Below are 21,944 nucleotides of genomic sequence, written 5' to 3'. Positions count from 1 at the left end.
AAAAAAAACAATCAGCCAAAAAGAAAGAGGGAAGGATAAATGAAAAAAGCATTGATAATCGGAGGAAACGGAACTATTGGCTCTGCTGTTTCAAATGCGTTGAATGATTCCTATGAAATAATTACTGCAGGACGTACCCACGGAGATGTTAAAGTCGATATCACCTCAGTCGAGAGTATTACGCGATTATTTGAAACAGTTGGAGAAGTTGACGCAGTCATTATTACAGCTGGCCAAGCTCATTTCGGAGCATTAAAAGACATGACACCGCAAGATAATTTAATCAGTGTTAACAGTAAGCTTTTAGGTCAAGTGAATACTGTTCTAATTGGAACAAACTATGTGAAAGATCATGGCAGTTTTACATTAGTAACTGGAATCATGATGGATGATCCTATTTTAGCAGGCGCTTCCGCTGCCTTAGCCAATGGTGGGGTAAAAGCTTTCGCTAAATCCGCTGCTTTGGAACTGCCACGTGGAATTCGGATAAATACAGTTAGTCCTAATGTGTTAGAAGAATCGTGGGAAAATTATAAAGACTTCTTTATTGGTTTTAATCCTGTCTCAGCAAAAAAAGTAGCAAATGCTTTTGTTAAAAGTGTCAAAGGCGGACAAACTGGACAAAGCTACGAAGTCTATTAAAAAACATTTTCATTCTTAAATCGCTCATTTAACAGGAATTTAGCTCACTTTTATTGCGGCATTTAGTGATTGAGGGGATAAAAGTTTTTCTAGTATTTTAAGTTTAATTATGGTAGAATAAATAGCATATGAAATGTTAAGACGGGAGGGCAATAAATTTGTATAATGCACTTTTACTTGCTATGTTAGTAATTTCGGTTTTATTAATTATTGTTATCACCATGCAACCTACAAAGACAAATAGTGCCTCAAGTGCCTTAACAGGTGGCGCGGAGCAATTATTCGGTAAACAAAAAGCTCGCGGATTTGAAGCAGTTTTGCAACGTGTAACAGTTATATTAGGAATTGCATTTTTTGTAATTGCACTAGTACTTGCTTATGTAACAGCCCAAGGCTAAATAAACTGATTAGTAGTGAACCACCTGTTTGTAAAACAGGTGGTTTTTGCTTTTTTTGAACATGTAAGAGATGAAATTGTTCAAACTTTATAAAAATAGCTAAGAAAAAATTTTTCTTGCTTCATTCAAACGAATAGTTATTAATCAAAGTTAACTCTATTCGGTTTTCTTTCTAAGTAAAATACAGTAAAATAGATGTAGCAAGTGATTTGATTATAAAATATACCTTTATTTATAAGGAGGATAAACTTAATGAAAAAAATAGCTTTACCAGAACCTTTTTTCTTTGAGAACGGGCCAAGAGCAATCCTGTTATTACATGCTTATACAGGCAGCTCCAATGATATGAGAATGTTAGGAAGAGCATTAGAAAAAGAGGGATATACGGTGTATGCTCCCCACTTTAAAGGTCATGGTACATTGGATCCAACAGATATATTAGCAGCAACGCCAGCTGATTGGTGGTTGGATACTCAAAATGCACTAGCTTTCTTAAGAGAAAAAGGCTATCAAGAAATTGCTGTTTTTGGTTTATCATTAGGTGGTATATTTGCTACAAAAGCACTGGAAGAAGAAGGTTTATTGGCAGCAGGTACATTATGCTCGCCGTTATTTTTAAATGAAAATAATCATGTTGTAGATAGCTTTTTAAAGTATGTTGCAACTGTTCAAAAGATTGCTGGGATTGAACCTACTAAAATAGCCGAAAGTTTACCAAAAATAAAAATAGAAGTTCAACAGCAATTACTGGAAATTGGCAATTATTTGCCACCGATTCAAATGAAAATTCCAGAAATTACAAAACCGTTTTTTATTGCCCAAGCTGGGCAAGATGAATTAATTGATTCACAATCAGCCTATGAACTGAAAAAAGCACTAGTACAAGCTGCTGTTTCATTTCATTGGTATGAAGAGAGTAGCCATGTGATAACAGTAGGAAGAGACCATCATGCATTAGAAAATGATGTGTTAGATTTCCTAAATCAGTTACACTGGAATGAGGGATAAAATATGACAATAAAAAAAACAACGAAGGAAGCAATTATTGCTTACCTTGAAGGCAGCACGAAGAAATCATTTGCTGTCAAAGATATCAGTGAAGGCATGGGCTTAACGAGTGCCGCTGATTTTAAGATGTTAGTAAGTGCTCTTGCTGAAATGGAACGTAAAGGTAGTCTTAAATTAAATAAAAAAGGGCATTTTAAATTGCCAACTAAGAAACCTGTTTTAACGGGAATCTTTAGAGCTAATGATCGCGGCTTCGGATTTGTCTCTATTGAAGATGAAGAAGATGATGTGTATATTCCACAAGGGCATACTAATTTTGCTTTAGATGGAGATGTGGTGACTGTTGATATTACTCGTGTACCAGAACCTTGGAATGATAAAGGGGCTGAAGGCGTTGTCGAAACAATTGTTGAGCGGAAATTCCATCAGCTTGTTGGTGAATTTTATGCTTACGATGAAGCAGGAATTGCTGAAACTGATTTATATGGATATGTTCTACCACAAGATAAAAAAATTAACGATATGCGCGTTTTTATCGAAGCAAAAGGGATTAAGCCAGTTGATGGCGCTATTGTATTAGTCGAAATCACCTATTATCCAGATTTAGCTTTTCCAAAAAGCATGCAAGGAATCGTCAGCCAAACAATTGGACATAAAAATGATCCAGGAGTAGATATTTTAGCGATTGTTTACAAGCACGGGATTCCAATTGAATTTCCAGAGGCAGTTTTAGCAGAAGCCGATGCAGTTCCAGAAACTATTTCAGATCAGGACCGGGAAAATCGTCGAGATTTAACTAATGAAATGATTGTGACTATTGATGGAGAAGATGCAAAAGATTTAGATGATGCTGTTACTGTTCGCAAATTGGACAATGGTAACTATCATTTAGGTGTTCATATTGCGGATGTATCTTATTATGTAACGGAAGATAGTGCCTTGGATGGAGAGGCTTTTGAACGAGCAACTAGTGTTTATTTAACGGATAGAGTTATTCCAATGTTGCCTCATCGTTTATCAAATGGTCTGTGTTCTTTAAATCCAAACGAAGATCGTTTGACAATGAGTTGTGAAATGGAAATTAACTCAGCGGGAGAAGTGGTCAACCATGATATTTTCCCAAGTGTAATTCATTCTTCAAAACGAATGACATATACAGCCATAAATCAAATTTTGATGGAAAAAGATCCTGAAGTTCGTGCAGAGTATCAAGAATTTGTCCCGATGTTTGAATTAATGGGAGAATTACATGAACTCTTAGTGAATAAGCGTCAAGCAAGGGGAGCCATTGATTTTGAGGCACCAGAAGCACAAATTATTGTGAATAACGAAGGACATCCAGAAGAAATCGTGATGCGTCATCGAGGAATTGGTGAGCGCTTAATTGAATCCTTTATGCTTTCGGCGAATGAAACAGTTGCTGAGCATTACTTTAAACTAGATGTACCATTTATCTATCGTGTTCATGAGCAGCCAGATAGCGACAGAATGCAACGCTTTATGGAATTTGTGACAGCATTTGGGATATTAATGAAAGGCACTAGTGGTGAAGTTTCACCTAAACAACTTCAAAAAGTTCTACGTGGAGTTAGTGGAGAGCCTGAAGAAGCTGTTATTTCAACGATGTTGTTAAGAAGTATGAAACAAGCCAAATATGATGCAGAAGCTTTAGGACATTTTGGTCTTGGAGCAGAATTTTATACGCATTTTACTTCACCAATTCGTCGTTATCCAGATTTGATTGTACACCGTTTAATTCGAAGTTATGCGACAAAAGGGATAGGTAGCGAAGAAAAAGCTAAATGGGCAGGCTTATTGCCAGAAATTGCAGAGCAAAGTTCTAAAATGGAACGCCGAGCAGTTGATGCTGAACGTGAAACAGATTCTCTTAAGAAAACTGAATATATGTCGGATAAAATTGGTGAAATATTTGATGGCGTTATTAGTTCCGTGACTAAATTTGGTATTTTTGTTGAATTACCTAATACAATTGAAGGTTTAATTCATATTTCAAATATGAAAGAAGATTACTTTACCTTTATTGAAAATCATTTAATGTTAGTTGGAGAACGTACGGGTGTAAGTTACCGTATTGGCCAACCAGTTAAAATTAAGGTGACTAAAGCAGATGTGGAAACGCGGGAAATTGATTTTGAATTAATTCCTGATCCAAATGCACCAAAAGTTCCAGTTATTGAAAGAACTAAAAAAGGCAGAGGCAAGCCCGAAGAACGTCGACGTGGTGCAACATCAAACCGCTCTGGTAAGAAAACAGAGAGTGAACCTAAAAAAACTCATAAGAAAAAAGGCAAATTAAAAGTTGATTTAGCTAGTAAAACAAATGCTGGAAAAGGTAAAAAAACAGCTGCCAAAGGGAAGAACCCGTTTTATTCAGCAGTAGCCAAAAAGAAGAAGAAGAAAAAATAAAAAGTAATCGTTCAAGGAGGCGAACGGTCAAATGCCAAAACACGAAGGCAAATTAGTTGCCCAAAATCGAAAAGCACGCCATGATTATACTATTATCGATACAATAGAAGCTGGTATGGTTTTACAGGGCACTGAAATTAAATCAATTCGAGGAGCTCGAATTAATTTAAAAGATGGTTATGCACGTATTTATAAGGATGAAATCTATTTACACAATGTCCATATTAGTCCTTATGAACAAGGCAATCAATTTAATCATGATCCACTTCGAATTCGCAAACTATTAATGCATAAAAAACAAATTGCCCGTCTAGTAAATGAAACTAAAGGAACAGGAATTACCTTAGTCCCTTTAAAAGTTTATATAAAAAATGGCTATGCAAAAGTCTTAATTGGATTAGCTAAAGGGAAGAAAAACTATGATAAGCGTGAAGATTTAAAACGCAAAGATGCAAAACGTGACTTGGATCGGACGATGAAAATCAGATAGGCTCAATCTACTAAATAATGAAACAAAAAGATTAGGGATATATAACCTGATCTTTTTTTGTTAGCTAATTTTCTCTTTTCTTATTTTTGAACTTATATATGTTTATTATATCAAATGACTAGACAAATTTATTTCGAGATTGTATAATTAAAGTGAATAAATAGATGAACTAAATAGTCGATAACGTGAGGAGAATGTAGCATGGTAAAATATGAATTTCCTGAGAATTTTTGGTGGGGATCAGCAGCAAGCGGACCACAAACAGAAGGTGTTTACCCTGGAGACGGAAAAGGTGAAAGTTTATGGGATTATTGGTACGAAGCTGAACCTGAAAAATTCTTTAATCAAGTCGGACCAGATAAAGCCTCTCGCGTTTATCGTAAATATCCAGAAGATATCCAATTAATGAAAGCAACGGGACACAATAGTTTTAGAACATCAATACAATGGAGTCGCTTAATTCCTAACGGGACAGGAGCTGTAAATCCAGAAGCAGTTACTTTTTATAATAATTTAATTGATGAAATGATTGCTAATGGAATTGAGCCATTTATGAACTTGTATCATTTTGATATTCCAATGGCTTTACAACGTGAAGGTGGTTGGGTGAATCGTAAAACAGTTGATGCTTATGTTGCGTTTGCTAAAACTTGTTTTGAGCTATTTGGCGATCGTGTAAAAAAATGGTTTACTCATAATGAACCAATTGTTCCTGTAGAGGCGGGCTATTTATATCAGTTCCACTATCCAATGGAAATAAATTTACGCCATGCTGTTCAAGTTGGTTTTCATGAGATGTTAGCAAGTGCTAAAGCCATTGAAGCTTATCATGAAATGAAATTAGACGGTGAGATTGGTATTATTTTAAACTTAACACCAAGCTACCCAAGAGATGCTGCAAATCCAGCTGATGTTAAAGCAGCAGCTATTGCAGATGCATTCTTTAATCGTTCGTTTTTAGACCCATCTGTGAAAGGAACATTTCCAACTGAGTTAGTTGAAATTCTTAAAGAGATTGACCACTTACCTGAGTATGAGGCGGATGACTTGAAGACGATAGCTGAAAATACAGTTGATTTATTGGGAATTAATTATTATCAACCACGTCGTATCAAAGCTAAAGAAACACCAATTGATTCAACTAATGGACCAATGCCAGAAGATTACTTTGATAACTACGAAATGCCAGGCCGTAAAATGAATATTTATCGTGGTTGGGAAATCTATGAAAAAGGTATTTATGACATCTTGACAAATGTTCGTGAGAATTATGGAAATATTCGTTGCTTTATTTCTGAAAATGGAATGGGTGTTGAAGGCGAAGAACGTTTTATCAACGATGCTGGTGAAATTGAAGATGATTATCGGATTGAATTTATTAGCGAACATTTAAAATATGTTCACCAAGCAATTGCTGAAGGAAGTAATGTGCAAGGTTACCATATGTGGACTTGTATGGACAACTGGTCTTGGACGAACGCATATAAAAATCGTTATGGCTTTATTTCAGTTAACTTAGATAAAGAAGGCGAAAGAACAATTAAAAAAAGTGGTCATTGGTTTAAAAAAATGACAGATGCCAATGGTTTTAACGATTAATAAAAAAAATTAAAATGAGTAAAGAAGAAACAGACAAATTTTTGTCTGTTTTTTTTTATGCTTTTAAAGGGTTACTATCTCTAAAAAATTTAGTAGGCTTAATAATTTAGTCTAATAAAAAAGTAAATCAAACCTCTAGTTTCAAGTTTGATTTACTTTTTATTTATAGCCTGAATTCCCGGAATTTATAACGAGGGAAGGGCAACGCCTAACGCCTCGTATAATTCCTTCTGCTTCGTCGTAACCTCTCCCAACACGCGACCGTGCCCGGGGGCCTCAAATAATTCAATCATGTCCAGTTCGTCCAGTACACCTTGAAGGGTCCATTGGTTAAATAGCTCGGCATCCTGCATCTTCTTTTTCACGTAGGATAAGTAGATTAAGGCGATGAATTCCACAAAAAGCTTCCCATTCAGGGACAATTCGGATGAAACTTGCATTCTTCTGAAGTTGAGGCGCTCTTTTAAATTGCCGAAGGCTTTTTCAACAACATCCTTGCTGCGATAAAGAGACAACGCTTCAAACGGATCATTGACCTCATTAGAAAGCAAGGCGAAGTAACCATAATTTCTAACCGCATTGCGCATCGCCTCTTCTTTAGGCGTGATTTTCTTCCCTCGTTTAGGTGTCTCAGTAACTTCGAAGTACTTATCATAATCTTTCATACGATAATCTTTTAGTGTATTTTCCTTCAGATCTTGGTGAAGGGCTGTCAGATAGTCGTTCATGTCTACCTGATCTTTAATCGCTTTTTCAGGATTGTAGAACAGATGCAGATACGCGCGCTTTTCCAATTTTATCACATCACCTTTATACGGACGTTCCTGTTCGTATTCCCAGTTTATTGTGCGACATACACCGTAGGTGGTGAACTGTGTTTCGAAGTTTGACCAAAGTTTCAAGTTCTCACGTTCCGCTTCCAACACACCCTTGACATATTTGAGTTTGAGTTGCACTCCTATCACGAATTTCTGGTGGTGTTTATACAAGGCGTTGATATTATCCTTGCTGTAAAAACCTCGATCAAATATCACGTTGACCTTTTTGTAGCCCATTACATCAAATTCCTTCATGAGTTGCCGAACCGTTTTAACATCGGTGATATTTCCGGAGAGCTTGCGGTAATAAAAGGGCAGTCCGGATTGCGCCCCAAACAAGAGTGCCAAGTTGATTTGTGGCAAGCGGTCGTGTTCCTTGTTTCGTCCCTTCTTCACTTGCGATAAGACCTCTGAGTAACTCGATATCGACGTAGTGTCAAATGCCCAATACTCCTTTTCCATCCGGCGGTTGCCTTGTTTCTGAAAGAAGGCCATCCGGCCTTCCTCATCGATTGCTTGGAATAGGTCGCTGCTTCGTTGTGAAGGAATATCCTGGCAATACGGGTGATGATGCAGTTTTTGCCAATGGGAAAAACGACTCAAGGCGTTATTCTCTTCGAGAATCAAGTAATAGGCGATCGACAGAATTTGCTTATAATGCTCCGGGAAGATGGCCTTAAGGTCCGCGTATACGCCTGTCTGCTTGCCAATTTGATCGAGCAGATAACCTGCCCCATAGAAGATTCTTCGGACTTGTGTCATTGGAATCGGCCCTGGCTTAACTTCCGATGAAGTCGGGGCCGGTTTCTTTTTGTACGAACGTGTTGGGACGATTTCACCTGTAACCGGATCGACTTTTCCAATCAGTGTCCTCTTAGCGCGTGATTGTTGCTTTTCCTTATCCCAGTAGGGTTCATTCTGATAGGCATAAGTAATGCCCGTTTTCTTGTTTGTCTGAAAAATAACTGCCATATCAACACTCCTCGTTATACATTATATTATATAACGAGTTATAAGTCTACAAAAAAACCGCTATATATCAATCGTTATAGCGGTTTTTCGAGTGATTATCGTTACACAATTCGGGAATGCAGGTTATAGTGCATCTTTTAAAACTAAAACCAAGGTAAAAGTTTCTTTTTCATTTTTTATTTTTAATTGCCCGTCATATTTACTTACAACTTGCTCCATATTTTTCAAACCAAATCCGTGGTTTTTTTTATTTTCTTTAGTAGTAGGATAAGAGTAGTCTGAATGAAAGTGATAGTGGTTATTTTGGGTATTTTTAAGTGTGATAAATAAATAATTTTTTTTGAAATGCATAGATAAGCAAATTTTCTTTTGGTCCTCTGGAAGTGGTGAAACAGCTTCAAGTGCATTATCAAAAGCATTTCCGAATAGTATCGCTAAATCAATGTCTTTAATTTCTTTTATATTTAATGGTTTGACAACCAAATCCAAATGGATATTTTCAATTAAACAGCGTTCTTCTAATTGAGTTAATAATGCGTCAATTACTAGATTTTCTGTAAAAGAAGTAGGATCAGCTAAGCTTTCCATAGCTAGAAGCTCTTTTAAATAGATTTCAGTACTAGGTAAATCATTTTTTTTGACTAGATAAGAGAGTGAAACAAGATGATTTCGCAAATCATGTTTAAGACTGCGTACCTCTTTTTGAGCTTTGAGCATTTTATCTTGAGTCATTTTTTGATAGTGTAATTGTTGATTTAAGGCTCTATTTTCAAAGTCTAGCTGATAGTGGCGAGCCATTTTTTCGACGAGTTGTATAACAAAATAACTGAAAAATAAAATAACAAAAATCGAAAGAATAGTTAGACTAATATAAATTTTATTTACCTCAAGGAAGATGACTAAGAGTGAATTGTAAATTAAAATTAAATTAATCACAACTAAAGAAAGTGTCATTAAAAAAGTGAGATAGAATTGTTTATTCAAGCCTTTTCTTAGTTGAACAACATTGTAGACAAAGAAAAATTGTAAAATATCACTACAAAAATAAAAGAAAATAATTTTCAAAGAGTCGGAATGTTGAAAATTACTGGATAAAATGTAAATAGCATCGGATACATAAATAACAACTTTTTCAGAAAAGAGAGTCATTATAAAATATAAAGCAGCAGCCTGTAAACGCAGTTTCGTAGATCCTAAAAAAGAAAAACTAATTAGTGTGAGTACACTAATTAAAATTGCTAGATAGATAAAAGGATGCAATTGTTCAAAATAAGTCGTAACAAAGTCTAAGCAAAAGAAACAAGCTAGCAAAAAGACTTTATTTAAACGTGGAACTCCAATGAAGTTCTTAAAAAAATAGAACATTAAAAAGGCTTCAAAACTAGCCTCAAAAAGATGGCTTGCATAAAAAAAGAATGCAGAGTCTATATTAATCAAGCCACTCACCGCCTATAGTTAAATAGTCAAAGAAGGCTTCTTTAAAAGTTTTCCTATGTGCTTTACTAATGGGGAGCAGCAGTTGATTTTCTAATTTCACTTGGTCTTTTATAATTTCAGTGACATAAGGCAAATGAATTAAATAAGACTGGTGACAGCGAGCAAAATGTTTGAACTTTAGTTTTTCCTCTAAATCATTCAGTTTGCCGTACATTTCACTACTTTCCGTAGTGGTATGAAAAAATAATTTACGTTGTCGGCTCTCAATAAAATAAATTTGATCTAAAGCAATCTTTTTTTGACCAAATTTATTGGAAATTGTAAGGCTAGCCTTTGGTTGACTATTTTTTATAGTCTTAAGAAGTTCGTCTAATTGATGTGCTTTAATTGGTTTCAGTAGATAACGTAAGGCTTTGACATGATAGCCTTCTAAAGAATAGTCAAGCATACTTGTTAGAAATACAAGTTCGACCTCAGCATCCATTTGCCTAATTATTTTAGCAGCTTCTATGCCATTTAATTTAGGCAAGGCTATATCTAGAAAAATTAAGTCAAAGCGATTACCAGAATAATGACAAACCTCAATTAAATCCTCAGCGTTACTGAAAACTTCAATAGCTAATGGTGTAGGAAAAAAGCTTTGATAAGCTTGTAATAGGTTGTATAGTTCTTCTTGTTGTACTGTTTCATCTTCACAAATAGCGATATGCATGTAAATGAACTCCAATCTCTAAATAGTTGATTCTGTTCTAATTATTACATTTGGACGTCAAATTACAACCACTCAACTAAATTCTTACTTTTTTCTTTATAAATTTGTGCTAGAAGAACCCGATGATAAGGAGTGTAGATGTATGACAAAAGAAAAAAATAATGAACAAAATTTTGCAATTGTCTTGTTATTGATGATTTTAGCTTTAATTAGTTTAGCAACGATTCATAGTGCGACTGGTGGATGGCACTATGTGATTATGCAAGGAGCATGGTACTTGGTGGGGGCAGTGATTGTCTTTATCGTGATGCAATTTGATAGTGAACAACTTTGGAAACTAGCTCCAGTCGCTTATGGGATTGGAATTATTCTTTTAATTGCTGTTTTGATAGTTGGAGTTGAAATTAATGGGTCTACGAGATGGATCAATTTAGGCTTTATGAATTTTCAAACTTCTGAAGTAATGAAAATTGCATTTATTTTAACTTTAGCTCGACTATTAACTAGCCACAATCGAAAAGTGATGAACCGAACGATAAAATCGGATTGTTGGTTGTTGGCTAAAATTGTTCTTTTAAGTTTACCACCGATCGGATTAATTATGTTACAATCAGATTTAGGGACAACAATTGTTTTTATTGCGATTATTGCAGGAATGACCTTATTATCAGGCGTTAGTTGGAAAATTTTAGGACCTTTAATTGGAATTGTTAGCAGTATTTTAATTGGTATGTTTTGTTTAATATTATTTAATCGCGAAATTCTTTATAAAATTGGGTTTCACAGTTATCAATTTGATCGGGTTGATGTGTGGTTAGATCCTTATCTAGATGTTTCTGGGGACTCTTATCAATCAATTCAGAGTATGAAGGCGATTGGTTCAGGACAAATAGGTGGAAAAGGCTTTGGGATGTCAGAAGTTTATGTTCCTGAAAATCATACAGATTTTATTTTTACCGTTTTAGGAGAAAATTTTGGATTTATCGGAAGTGCTATACTGCTGTTTGTTTATTTTTTACTGATTTATCGTTTTGTTTTAACTTGTTTCAAAATTAGAAATGAATTTTATTCTTACATTGTGACTGGGGTTATTATGCTGGTTAGTTTTCATATTTTTGAAAATATTGGTATGACAATTGGCTTGCTTCCAGTGACGGGAATTCCATTACCGTTTATTAGCTATGGAGGGTCCTCTTTATTAGGGAACATGATTGCCGTTGGTTTAGTATTATCCATGAACCATCATAATCATGATTATATTTTTTCTGAAAAAGATAAAAATTTTGAGTAAGTAGAGTTTGGCTGTCTATTTAGTCAAAAAGAAAGGTGAGAGAATGAAAAAAATAGATTATTATTTGCTAGTACCTTATCTGACATTGATCTTCATAGGTTCTTTAATGGTCTATAGTGCAAGCGCAGATGTTTCTTTGGTACAATATGGCACAGGTACTAAATATTTTGTTGGTCAGCTTGTCTTTATTGGTGCTGGGATGACGATGCTTGTTATAACTAGCCAACTTAAAATGAGCTTTTTAAAAAATAAAAATTTAGTTTTATGTTTATTTTTTGCGATGCTACTTTTGTTAGCTTCAGTTTTAATAATTGGTGAGAATATTAATGGTGCTAAGCGGTGGATCGACATTGGTTTTTTCAATATCCAACCAGTTGAAATTTCAAAGTTAGTCTTGGTTTGGTATACTGCGTATATTTTATCTCGTCGGCAATCACAAATGCAAAGAAATTGGTTTAAAGCTATTTTACCCCCCATTGTTATAGTAGGAATTAGTTCTTTGCTGATTTTGCTGCAACCAGATGCTGGTAGTGTCATTATTATTGCAATTGTTATTGTGGTTCAAATTTTTGCAAGTGGGATGCCTTTTAAAATTGGGATGATTAGTAGTTTGGCTGCTTCAGGAGTGATTGCTGGGTACTTAAAATTACTTACGATTTATGGAGCAAAGATGCCAGGGATGTCAACCTATCGCTATGCCCGTTTTGAAGCTTTTTGGAACCCTTTTGAATTAGCCGATAGTTCTGGTATGCAGTTAAGCGGTTCCTATTTAGCTTTAGGCCGAGGTGGTGTTTTTGGTGTTGGCTTGGGAAAAAGTGTTCTGAAAAAGGGCTACTTGCCTGAGCCACATACTGATTTTATCCTAGCTATTATTGGGGAAGAATTTGGATTGATCGGGGTTTGCCTTATTTTGGTAGCATTAAGTACGCTGATTTTACGTATCTTTTATTTAGCAAATCATACAAAAGATTCTTTTTCTTCCTTACTGTGCATAGGGATAGGGACGATGATGTTGATTCAAACGGGTATTAATATTGGTGGTGTGATTGGACTTGTGCCGATTAGTGGGGTTACTTTACCTTTTGTTAGTTATGGTGGATCCAGTATTTTAATACTATCAATCGCACTGGGGCTAGTTTTTAATGTGAGTCGAAGAATAACTAAATAGATGGATGAGTCACAAAAAACAGGCTGTGGAATTCCCACAAGCCTATTTTTTATTTGCTTAAGATAATCTTTTTTGAAAAGAATATTGTGCCTCACCTTTAATTGGATAATCTTCAACAGTACCAAAAAGAGTATAGCCGTGTTTTGGGTAGAACTTAGGTGCTTGCCAGCTCATGGTTTCTAATAAAATTAATGTACAGTTATTTTCACGAGCAATAAGTTCGATTTGTTCAAGTAAGCGACTTCCAACACCACCTTTTTGGTTATCTGGATGAATGGCTAATAAACTTACATGAAGATGATTCCAAAAAATTTCACCGGTAATACCGCCTAAAAAAGTAGCACCATCATATGCAGCTAACGAAATTTCTTTTTTTTCGTAAACAGGGATGTTTTTATTCTGACTTTGACTGTAATTTTCTAAAAGCGTTGAAAGCATTTCTTGATTTTTTTTACTGTCAACTTCTCTAATTTCCATTTTTTCACCTCATTATTTAGTTGGATACTAATTAGTATACTACAAACTGTATGATAAAATCGTTAAAATTTGACGTAAGCAATCTATTTCTATTATATTTAAGACAGATAGGTTAAAGCTATTTAAATGCTAGCCAAGAGGAGGAAACTATGCGTTATTTGAAAAATCACCTAATGATAATTTCTATTATTTTTATTGGGTTTTTACTTTTATTTATTCCTATTTTCACTGGTGCAGTAGATCGGGAATTAACGATTGATGGGATGTATAATTTTATCGGCTCTTTTTTTGGAATAATTGGCGCAATATTGCTTGCATTTAGTGAATCAAAGACACAGAATACAGCATTGCGTGAAGAAATAGAGCTAAACTCTAAAAAAGAACGCCAAATTCAAGCAGAATTTTTGTATAAAGAAATGTTATTTCAAAAAATTGAAAATTTGTATGCAAAGTTAAATACGAGTATTTATAAAAATGAGGAAATTATTCGCTTTATAAGAGATACCAATTCTATTTTGGCTAATGAACAAATTACAGTACGTTTAGTTCAAAATAGAAATGAAACCGAAAAGCTTATCCATGATATTGAGTTGATTAGCATTTATTTTACTGAAAATGGCAATAAAGTTGAAAAAATAGTCTCGCTATTTAATTATAGTAATAAATATTTAAGTAAACTAGAACACGAATTTTTAATTGATCAAGGAAGAAACTTCAATAAAGAATTATCGAGTTATCAAGCCATATTGAAGCGTTTGGTTTTTCTGCTAGATGATTTGTCGATTGATATGATTACTATTATGAAAAATGAAATTACAAAGTTAAATGATTTAAGCAATTTAAATCAATTTGGAGAAAAACAATCTTAAGTATTTTTTTGAGAAATAGAAGCTATCAAAATTAAGGATATGTTTGGTTGGACTGAGGGTAGGAGGATTAACATGGATATCTTATTAGATAAGCTTGGCACTCGCAAAGTGAAAATTTTAGAATTGTTGATTTCTGAAGATCGTTATTGGCGATTAGATGAAATTGCTGATAGAATTAAGAGTTCTAAAAAAACGGTGCAACTAGATATGAAAATGATTCAGCACGATATTGCAGAGTGGAGTACAGATGAGATTAAATTGGATGTCTCTTCAAGAGGTTCCTTTTTAAAGAAGAGCAATGATTTTTATATGCATAAAATCTATTTATCCTATATTAAATCTGGTATTCCATATCATCTTTTTGATGCTTTATTTCAAGAAGATATTGAGTCGCTAACTTACTTTGCTGAAGATCAGCATGTTAGTTATACTAGTTTTTATAAGCAAATTAAAGAATTAAGAGAATGGTTAGATTATTATGCCATCTCAATAGTGAATAATCCTCCAGCTTTTAGAGGCACCGAAAAGCAAATACGTTATTGTGGTATGCATATCTATTGGCGTGTCTTTAAAGGTTTGGAATGGCCATTTCCTACTATTGATAGGGAACCTATCCTCGAAATGATTATAGCTGCAGAAAAGGTTTACGGGCATACCTTTAATTTAATTGAGCGAGAACAAACTGCTTATTGGGCGGCTTGCGCACAAGTTCGAATTTTGGGTGGTGATTTGATTGACTGTGTGGATGAATTTCAAGGAATTAAAGAAGGAAATCCGCTATATAAAGAGTTAGAACCATTAATTTTGAACATGTTTAAAGAAATGCCATTAAGTGGAGATGCTTTAACAAATGAAGTCGATTACATTTTTTCTTTGTTTAATATTATTCCACATCAAATTGAAACGACAGAGCTTGTAAAAGATACAGTTGGTTTTTTGAAACAAAATCAGCTACCATCCTACCAAGCAACAGAATTAATACTAGATGAGTTTCTAAAAAATTTACACACTATTGGTTTGAAAAAGGATAATCTTTTATTAATTGAAAGTTTAAGTAGTATCCACTATCATGCCTATTTATTTAAAGCCGATTCAATTCGTTTTTATTTTTCTAAATTTGCTTATAATGAGCGCAATTATCATCGTCTTTTTTACAAAAAATTTCAACCAATTGCGGAAAGATTAGCAAAAATACCTGAAGTAGCTCCAATTTTTGAGCAAAGTGAATTCTTATTTAATCATTATATTCCATTTATCGCCCCATATATAGATTGGAGTTATTATGAAAAAATTATCAGAGTCCAAATTTTAACCGAAAATGGTCGCTATACTGAAATTAAATTAGGTAAGGATATCATAAATATCTTGCCTCATAGACTTGAAATAGTTTCTTCTTATCAACTTGAACCAGCTCACGAAGCAGAGGTTGATTTGATTGTGACAGATTGTTTAATTACAGGTATAGATACTCCCGTTTTTATTTGTAAAATTCCTCCAACAATGGGAGACTGGACTCGTTTAGAACGATATATTTCAGATATAAGTATGAGAGAATAAGCCAAAATGTCTAATTTCGTTTGGTAAGTAACACTCGTGAAATCAGAATAAGGCTAGTTTTGCTTAAAAACTAGCTTTATTTGTCTAGTCTTTTGTAAAAAAATCATGTATGATAAAGGAAATCATTAATAATAATGCGAGGGTGAAAAAAATGGTGAAGTACCAAGAAATCGCAAATGAAATCAGACAGCGAATTAAAATGGGATTATATCCAGTTGATACGCTCATTCCAGATCAGATTACATTAGCTAAAGAATTTGATGTCAGCCGAATGACAATGAAAAAAGCACTAGATATTTTAGCTATGGAAGGCTTAATTTATCGTCAAAGAGGAGCGGGAACATTTGTCATGAAGAATGCCTTGGCTCATCCTTTAGATGCTCCGGCTAAAGAATACGAAGGTTTAACGAAACAATTAAAAGGACAGCAATTAACTAGTCAAGTAATCTACTTTAATATTGAATTTCCTAGTCAAGAAGTGATGGATCAGTTGATGTTAAAAGAGAGTCAACCGGTCTACAAAATTATTCGGTTAAGAAGTGTAAATCAAGAGCCATACGTAATAGAGCATACGTACATGCCAGCAGATATTGTTACAGGATTGACTGAAGACGTTCTTTTAGGCTCTATTTATGCCTATTTAAAAGAAGAATTAGGCTTCGTGTTTGGTGGAGCTTATCGGAAAATTCATGCAGATAAGGCATCTGAGTATGATCAAAAATATTTAGAATGTGGGGAGCATGATCCCGTTTTAGAAGTAGAACAACTTGTTTATTTAAAAGATGGACGACCATTTGAATATTCAAGAAGTCGACATCGTTATGATAAAAGAAGTTATACTGTTTTAGAAGTTAGTAATAACAGCTAAAAAACATGAAGGGGATTAGATTCCCTTCATGTTTTTTTAGTTATATATTTCATAGCTAATCACATTACTATCCGTTTTTTTTAGTTCTTGACGTAAATAATGTAAGTAAGTACCTGGGGAAAGGATTCCGTTAAGTTTTAATAAATCAATTCCAGAGGGACCTAAAATTGTATCAGCTAAGAGGACACAATTTGTTGTTAAAACAAAATAAGATTTGAAAGGTTCATTTTTAAATTTATAAAATGAAGCAGCAATTTCCTTGGAAACATCGCTAGCATAATCTGAATAGTCGTTTGGATTTATATTGGGATTATCCATCAAAGCTAATTCTAACTCAGAACGCCAAGGAGTGGCGGTGGACTTTAGTTCGCTAATAGCATTTCGAACTTTTACTACTTGTTCATCCGTTAAGATAATTCCAAATCCAAATAATGTTTTTTGACTGTATTTAATACAAAAAGGAATATAATCCTCTTTACTTGAAGTCATAAGTACACCATCCCCCATGGTATCAAAAAGTCGATAGGAAGCTTCATCGTAATTTCCGTAAGAAATAATCTCGCCATCAAAGTACAGATCCATATGCCCAATAGCACCGAAGCTTTTTTCAGTCACATGAATAAATATTTCTAAATTTGGGACTAAATCATTTTTTTTATCAACAAATTCTGAGATTGAACTAGGATCAGAACTAGTTTTTAAAAAATTATTGGTTTCTTTTAGGACCATCTTAGGAAGAAATGCTTCCACGAAAATGGGTAATGTAATTCGAATTTTTCGTTTAAAATCATCAATCTTTGTCCGTTCAAGCAAATTTAAAAGAAAAAAGTAAAGATTTACAATGCCATACATTAAGAAGTAGAGCCCAAATGTATTTAACGTTTGATTTAAGTGGAAAAAAGGTGAAAATAAAAGTAGAAATCCAATCGTCAAAAGAAAAATACCACTAACGAGTAACTGGTACCAACCGGCTAAATGACTTTTTCGAAGAGTGCGGTAAGCAATAATCTTAGCAAAGCCTTTAATGGCGGTATATCCTCCAAAAATCATCATAACGAGATGGATTGGAACTGTGGGTAAATAATAAATAATTAAGCCAACAAAAACTTTTATTGAGCTATCTTGAAGCAATTTCCAGTCTTTCTGTTTATGGATAAAAAAGCGAATAAGATGAGATAAACCGTCGATAAAAAAGGCAATCGCTACTAAAAAAAATAAAGGCATAAAAATGGTTTCATTAAAAACAATGATGATTCCACCTAATGCGACTAATAAAATTCCAGTGCAAAATAAAATAAATTGATTTTGATATTTTGTAGACATATAATGTAAACCTTTCTAAAAATAAATAATAATAAAGCTATTTTATAGAGATGAAACGCATAAATCATGTAATTGACGTACTCTTCATTCTACCATTTTATTGATTTAAGTTAAAGCCAGCCAATTAGAGTCTGAATAAAAGAAGAACTTGTTTTATAGGTATACTTAGGTTTTTGTTGTATCAACACTGTGTATGTATTGTCTATCTTTATTTTTTTTTCGTGTTATACTAATTGGTATATATATTATTGAAGGTGGATTGATGATATGAATGACCAACAAAAGTACTTAAAATTATTAGCAAAACAATTTCCAACAATTGAGCAAACTGCCAGTGAAATCATTAATTTAGAAGCTATATTAAATCTTCCAAAAGGTACAGAACATTTTATTAGTGATGTTCATGGTGAATACGATGCTTTTCAGCACGTACTGCGAAATGGTTCTGGAAATGTGAAGCAGAAGATCAAGGTACTGTTTAAAGGCAGGTTGAACCAGCAAGAAATGAAGCAATTAGCTACCTTGATTTACTACCCAGAAGAAAAAACAGCTCGTACAATTAGTCAGTTGCAATCAAAAGCAGAAATTGAGTTGTGGTATCAAAAAACACTCATTCAATTGATTGAACTTTGTGAATTTGTAGCTTCTAAATATACCCGTTCTAAGGTGAGAAAGGCAATGCCACAAGAATTTTCTTATATTATTGAAGAGCTTCTTTTTAAATCTAGTACAATTTCTGATAAAGAGGATTACTATCAAGAAATTATCGCGACGATTATATTGTTGGAACAAGGGACAGAATTCATTGCAGCGATGTCTTATTTGATTCAGCGCTTAGTTGTTGATCATCTCCATGTCGTTGGTGATATTTATGACCGAGGTCCTTTTCCTGATAAAATAATCGATACACTTATGAACTATCATTCCGTAGATATCCAATGGGGCAATCATGATATTTTATGGATGGGGGCAGCTAGTGGTTCGGCTGTTAGCTTAGCAAATGTAATCCGTATTTGTGCACGCTATGATAACTTAGCTATTTTAGAAGAAGGTTATGGGATTTCATTACGTCCTTTACTGACTTTTTCAGATATGACTTATGCAGATGATTCCAATAATTGGTTTAAGCCAAAAATGAACGTGAAGAATCAAGAGTATTCAGCTGAAGAAATTCGCCAAATTACAAAAATGCACCAAGCGATTGCAATTATTCAATTTAAATTAGAAGGAGCGATTATTGAACGTCATCCAGAATTTGATATGGATTCTCGCTTAGTTTTATCGAGGATTGATTACAGTGCAGGAACGATTAATTTAAATGGCCGTAAGTATCCTTTGAAACATCATTACTTTCCAACAATTAATCCTAAAAATCCGTATCAACTGACCTGTGAAGAAGAAAAGTTAATTCAAAAATTAGTGGCTGCTTTCAAATCTAGTGAACGTTTGCAAAAACATATTGCTTTTTTATTTCAAAAAGGGAACATGTATTTAACCTACAATAACAATTTATTATTACATGGTTGTTTGCCTTTAAATCCGGATGGAAGTTTTATGCAAATGCAGATTTCGGGGAATAGTTATAGTGGCAAAGGTTTATTGGATCAATTTGAACGAGAATTAAGATTAGCCTATCACAAAAAGGATGGGACTAAGGAAGTTCATTTAGATATGCTTTGGTATTTATGGACAGGAGCCGTCTCACCTTTATTTGGTAAAAATCAAATGACGACATTTGAACGCTATTTTGTAGAAGATGAGGAAACGCATATTGAAAAGAAAAATGCTTATTATCATTTAAGGAACAATAGTGAAATATGTAAAAATATCCTAAGAGAATTTGAAGTTGATCCAGAAATAGGCCATATTATTAATGGCCATACGCCTGTAAAAGAAAAAATTGGAGAGAGTCCGATTAAAGCAGACGGTAAGCTAATTGTCATTGATGGTGGTTTTTCAAAAGCATATCAAAAGACAACTGGTTTAGCAGGTTACACATTACTTTACAATTCTTATGGAATGGAATTAGCTTCACATCAACCTTATAGTTCAAAAAAAGAAGCTATTGAAAATGAGCAAGATATTGTTTCGACTATTCGTGTGATTGACCGAGAGTTGAAACGAAAAAAAGTTCGCGAAACAGATAATGGGAAAGAATTAAAAAAACAATTGATTGATTTAAAAGCACTATTAAATGCCTATCGAGCAGGAGAAATTTTTGAGGAAAGATAACAGTTAGATGACCTTCCGTTAAATCGGGAGGTTTTTTTGCGATTTAAAATATAAAAATGATAGATTAAAGATAATTTAGTGAACAAATTCAAAATTAACAAATTATGACTATCATAATGATATGTATTTTGATAGTATAGGGAAAGTGATGAATTGGAAAATAAATAAGAATAGATTGAGTAGACAAAAATAGAATAAGAACCAATGGGAAAGTCCCAAAAATGCTAAATAAAGGGACGAGAGAATTAAATCTCTAGCCCCTATAATGGTCTTATTTTTGTAAATAACGAATCTTTAGTAGTATTAGCGAGAGCCTTCCAATAAACGGCAGTCGGTTTTACGGACAATCAATTTCCCATGGTATTTCTCATTTAAATCTGTATCAGAGTTGAGAGCAACGACTAAGAATGAATTTTCATAAACTTTTTCGATGTATCCTTCAAATTCTTTGTCTTCAACGGTGAACACGATTTGGTCTGCATATTCCATTTTTTTCGCCTCCAAGCAACTATAACGAACTATTCAAAATTTGAATATCATCATTATGCAGTAAATTTAAAAAATAATAAAATGCAAATTCGCATATTTTTTGAAAGAGAGGTCATTTATGTCTCAACTGGGTCATCGAATTAAAATTATCAGGAAAAAAAATAATATGACACAAAAAATTTTAGCAGATAAAATCTGTTCTCAAAGTGTCTTAAGTCGCATCGAAACAGGAGAAGAAGTCCCAAATGCTGTCGTATTACATCAACTATGTGAACGATTAGGAATCACAGTTGAGCAAGTAATGTCGAATAATATGCAGAGTATTTCGAATCATACAGAACTAATAAAAAAAATGCGGGTATATTTTGACAATAATCGTTACGAAGAACTAGCACTTTTTTTGAAAGAAAGTAATTGCATCAATGAGTTTCACGAAGATGTTGACTTACAATTTTATTACTATTGTTTAGGGAGCTGTCGCTATTACTTAGATAAGGAATATAAAGAAGCCTTACATGATTTACAAATGGCATTAGAGTATACTTACTCCCCCAATAACCATTACTACACAAACTATGAAATTTTAATTTTAAGCTGTATTGGGAAAACGTATTTTTCGATGGGACAAGTCCAGAAAGCTTTTTATTACTTGCATGAAAGTCTAGCTGCATTATCAAGTGTATCCATTAATGAAAATACCTATCTTCTAACGCGAATTTTTTATAACATTGCGACAACCCATGCCTTGAATGGTACTTACGAAGAAGCGCAGATCTATCTAGAAAAGGGGATTCAGTTCGCTAATCAAGTTCACAATAGTTACTATTTATCAGAATTATTCTATGAGAAGGCTATTATTTCTCACTTACAAAGAAATATAGAAGTGGCAATTGAAGAAATGTATATTGCTAGTGGTGTCGCTAAAGCTGTGGATAACCAAGAACTTGTTGCTTTGACCCAAGAGAAAATTGACCTATGGAAAGAATAAAGAAAATCTAAGGCTGAAATACAGGAAATAAATGTGAAATTTAGCCTCATTCATAAAAATGATGGAAAAATAAACTAAGATTAATGGTTAGGTGTTGTAAATATGAATTAGAATGATTATAATATGAGATGACGTCTAAAAATTAATATATGGAAGACATTTATTTACAACATTAGACA

The 21,944-nt window shown here is 33.8% G+C and carries 19 protein-coding genes; 13 read left to right on the top strand and 6 right to left on the bottom strand.

What is annotated here, in order from left to right; translation table 11 throughout:
- The first annotated feature begins 39 nt into the window (after positions 1 to 39).
- From MHI00_RS12630 to MHI00_RS12605, 6 genes are all read left to right on the top strand, one after another.
- Entirely contained in the window at positions 40 to 642 is a 603-nt protein-coding gene (locus MHI00_RS12630; RefSeq protein ID WP_057000601.1) for a short chain dehydrogenase, read from the top strand.
- 158 nt (positions 643 to 800) lie between these two features.
- Positions 801 to 1,040 carry a preprotein translocase subunit SecG gene (gene secG, locus MHI00_RS12625; protein ID WP_010050897.1) on the top strand — a complete coding sequence of 80 codons (240 nt, stop codon included), beginning with the start codon at positions 801 to 803 and terminating at the stop codon, positions 1,038 to 1,040.
- 252 nt (positions 1,041 to 1,292) lie between these two features.
- Positions 1,293 to 2,048 carry an alpha/beta hydrolase gene (locus MHI00_RS12620; RefSeq protein ID WP_010050899.1) on the top strand — a complete coding sequence of 252 codons (756 nt, stop codon included), beginning with the start codon at positions 1,293 to 1,295 and terminating at the stop codon, positions 2,046 to 2,048.
- A 3-nt stretch (positions 2,049 to 2,051) separates the two neighbouring features.
- Positions 2,052 to 4,475, top strand: coding sequence for a ribonuclease R (rnr, locus tag MHI00_RS12615; protein WP_057000603.1), 2,424 nt, complete (start codon positions 2,052 to 2,054; stop codon positions 4,473 to 4,475).
- 31 nt (positions 4,476 to 4,506) lie between these two features.
- A complete protein-coding gene (gene smpB, locus MHI00_RS12610) occupies positions 4,507 to 4,965 on the top strand; it encodes an SsrA-binding protein SmpB (protein ID WP_010050903.1) in 459 nt (152 codons plus the stop codon).
- Positions 4,966 to 5,166: 201 nt separating this feature from the next.
- Positions 5,167 to 6,564, top strand: a complete 1,398-nt coding sequence (locus tag MHI00_RS12605) for a glycoside hydrolase family 1 protein (RefSeq protein ID WP_010050905.1) — start codon at positions 5,167 to 5,169, stop codon at positions 6,562 to 6,564.
- Between the two features lie 185 nt (positions 6,565 to 6,749).
- Here the strand turns inward: MHI00_RS12605 and MHI00_RS12600 are convergent, their stop codons facing one another.
- The 3 genes from MHI00_RS12600 to MHI00_RS12590 form a co-directional block, all read right to left on the bottom strand.
- Positions 6,750 to 8,354: an IS1634 family transposase gene (locus MHI00_RS12600; RefSeq protein ID WP_034558278.1), complete on the bottom strand. Its 1,605-nt coding sequence runs from the start codon at positions 8,352 to 8,354 to the stop codon at positions 6,750 to 6,752.
- A 123-nt stretch (positions 8,355 to 8,477) separates the two neighbouring features.
- A complete protein-coding gene (locus MHI00_RS12595; RefSeq protein WP_318588990.1) occupies positions 8,478 to 9,800 on the bottom strand; it encodes a sensor histidine kinase in 1,323 nt (440 codons plus the stop codon).
- Positions 9,784 to 10,503 (bottom strand): LytR/AlgR family response regulator transcription factor, encoded by a 720-nt coding sequence (locus MHI00_RS12590; RefSeq protein ID WP_010050909.1) that lies wholly within the window; start codon positions 10,501 to 10,503, stop codon positions 9,784 to 9,786. The genes MHI00_RS12595 and MHI00_RS12590 overlap by 17 nt, the downstream gene beginning before the upstream one ends.
- Positions 10,504 to 10,645: 142 nt before the next feature.
- Here MHI00_RS12590 and rodA point away from each other — a divergent pair, with 142 nt between their 5' ends.
- Complete coding sequence (rodA, locus tag MHI00_RS12585; protein WP_010050912.1) at positions 10,646 to 11,794, top strand: rod shape-determining protein RodA; 1,149 nt, start codon at positions 10,646 to 10,648, stop codon at positions 11,792 to 11,794.
- 43 nt (positions 11,795 to 11,837) lie between these two features.
- Complete coding sequence (locus MHI00_RS12580) at positions 11,838 to 12,962, top strand: FtsW/RodA/SpoVE family cell cycle protein (RefSeq protein ID WP_015075757.1); 1,125 nt, start codon at positions 11,838 to 11,840, stop codon at positions 12,960 to 12,962.
- 57 nt (positions 12,963 to 13,019) lie between these two features.
- Here MHI00_RS12580 and MHI00_RS12575 read toward each other — a convergent pair whose 3' ends face one another.
- On the bottom strand, positions 13,020 to 13,439 hold the full coding sequence (locus MHI00_RS12575; protein ID WP_010050915.1) for a GNAT family N-acetyltransferase: 420 nt from the start codon (positions 13,437 to 13,439) through the stop codon (positions 13,020 to 13,022).
- Between the two features lie 149 nt (positions 13,440 to 13,588).
- Here MHI00_RS12575 and MHI00_RS12570 point away from each other — a divergent pair, with 149 nt between their 5' ends.
- From MHI00_RS12570 to MHI00_RS12560, 3 genes are all read left to right on the top strand, one after another.
- A complete protein-coding gene (locus tag MHI00_RS12570) occupies positions 13,589 to 14,308 on the top strand; it encodes a hypothetical protein (RefSeq protein WP_035064396.1) in 720 nt (239 codons plus the stop codon).
- Positions 14,309 to 14,380: 72 nt separating this feature from the next.
- The gene (locus MHI00_RS12565; RefSeq protein ID WP_341114037.1) at positions 14,381 to 15,865 is read left to right on the top strand and encodes a helix-turn-helix domain-containing protein; all 1,485 of its coding nucleotides are present in this window, start codon (positions 14,381 to 14,383) and stop codon (positions 15,863 to 15,865) included.
- Between the two features lie 151 nt (positions 15,866 to 16,016).
- Positions 16,017 to 16,733, top strand: a complete 717-nt coding sequence (locus MHI00_RS12560) for a GntR family transcriptional regulator (protein WP_010050918.1) — start codon at positions 16,017 to 16,019, stop codon at positions 16,731 to 16,733.
- A 36-nt stretch (positions 16,734 to 16,769) separates the two neighbouring features.
- On the opposite strand, the gene MHI00_RS12555 is transcribed toward MHI00_RS12560, so the two are convergent.
- A complete protein-coding gene (locus tag MHI00_RS12555; RefSeq protein ID WP_010050919.1) occupies positions 16,770 to 18,056 on the bottom strand; it encodes an HdeD family acid-resistance protein in 1,287 nt (428 codons plus the stop codon).
- Between the two features lie 267 nt (positions 18,057 to 18,323).
- Between MHI00_RS12555 and MHI00_RS12550 the strand changes: the two genes are divergently transcribed.
- Entirely contained in the window at positions 18,324 to 20,288 is a 1,965-nt protein-coding gene (locus MHI00_RS12550; protein ID WP_135027191.1) for a fructose-1,6-bisphosphatase, read from the top strand.
- A gap of 303 nt (positions 20,289 to 20,591) precedes the next feature.
- On the opposite strand, the gene MHI00_RS12545 is transcribed toward MHI00_RS12550, so the two are convergent.
- Positions 20,592 to 20,777: a hypothetical protein gene (locus MHI00_RS12545; RefSeq protein WP_010050923.1), complete on the bottom strand. Its 186-nt coding sequence runs from the start codon at positions 20,775 to 20,777 to the stop codon at positions 20,592 to 20,594.
- Positions 20,778 to 20,895: 118 nt separating this feature from the next.
- Here MHI00_RS12545 and MHI00_RS12540 point away from each other — a divergent pair, with 118 nt between their 5' ends.
- A complete protein-coding gene (locus tag MHI00_RS12540) occupies positions 20,896 to 21,765 on the top strand; it encodes a helix-turn-helix transcriptional regulator (protein WP_035064393.1) in 870 nt (289 codons plus the stop codon).
- Positions 21,766 to 21,944: the final 179 nt, after the last annotated feature.

Origin of the sequence: Carnobacterium sp. FSL E2-0243 (assembly GCF_038003605.1) — a bacterium.
GTDB lineage: Bacteria > Bacillota > Bacilli > Lactobacillales > Carnobacteriaceae > Carnobacterium > Carnobacterium maltaromaticum.
Note: the sequence above shows the minus strand (reverse complement) of the source record. Positions and strands in the feature narration are given on the sequence as shown.

Bases quoted from the DNA above. Each gene is read 5' to 3' on its own strand.
- MHI00_RS12570 (WP_035064396.1), top strand. From the start codon at position 13,589: ATGCGTTATTTGAAAAATCACCTAATGATAATTTCTATTATTTTTATT.
- MHI00_RS12545 (WP_010050923.1), bottom strand. From the start codon at position 20,777: ATGGAATATGCAGACCAAATCGTGTTCACCGTTGAAGACAAAGAATTT.
- MHI00_RS12560 (WP_010050918.1), top strand. From the start codon at position 16,017: ATGGTGAAGTACCAAGAAATCGCAAATGAAATCAGACAGCGAATTAAA.
- MHI00_RS12550 (WP_135027191.1), top strand. From the start codon at position 18,324: ATGAATGACCAACAAAAGTACTTAAAATTATTAGCAAAACAATTTCCA.
- MHI00_RS12630 (WP_057000601.1), top strand. From the start codon at position 40: ATGAAAAAAGCATTGATAATCGGAGGAAACGGAACTATTGGCTCTGCT.
- smpB (WP_010050903.1), top strand. From the start codon at position 4,507: ATGCCAAAACACGAAGGCAAATTAGTTGCCCAAAATCGAAAAGCACGC.
- MHI00_RS12575 (WP_010050915.1), bottom strand. From the start codon at position 13,439: ATGGAAATTAGAGAAGTTGACAGTAAAAAAAATCAAGAAATGCTTTCA.
- MHI00_RS12600 (WP_034558278.1), bottom strand. From the start codon at position 8,354: ATGGCAGTTATTTTTCAGACAAACAAGAAAACGGGCATTACTTATGCC.
- MHI00_RS12540 (WP_035064393.1), top strand. From the start codon at position 20,896: ATGTCTCAACTGGGTCATCGAATTAAAATTATCAGGAAAAAAAATAAT.
- MHI00_RS12580 (WP_015075757.1), top strand. From the start codon at position 11,838: ATGAAAAAAATAGATTATTATTTGCTAGTACCTTATCTGACATTGATC.
- rodA (WP_010050912.1), top strand. From the start codon at position 10,646: ATGACAAAAGAAAAAAATAATGAACAAAATTTTGCAATTGTCTTGTTA.
- MHI00_RS12555 (WP_010050919.1), bottom strand. From the start codon at position 18,056: ATGTCTACAAAATATCAAAATCAATTTATTTTATTTTGCACTGGAATT.
- MHI00_RS12590 (WP_010050909.1), bottom strand. From the start codon at position 10,503: ATGCATATCGCTATTTGTGAAGATGAAACAGTACAACAAGAAGAACTA.
- MHI00_RS12620 (WP_010050899.1), top strand. From the start codon at position 1,293: ATGAAAAAAATAGCTTTACCAGAACCTTTTTTCTTTGAGAACGGGCCA.
- MHI00_RS12565 (WP_341114037.1), top strand. From the start codon at position 14,381: ATGGATATCTTATTAGATAAGCTTGGCACTCGCAAAGTGAAAATTTTA.
- rnr (WP_057000603.1), top strand. From the start codon at position 2,052: ATGACAATAAAAAAAACAACGAAGGAAGCAATTATTGCTTACCTTGAA.
- MHI00_RS12605 (WP_010050905.1), top strand. From the start codon at position 5,167: ATGGTAAAATATGAATTTCCTGAGAATTTTTGGTGGGGATCAGCAGCA.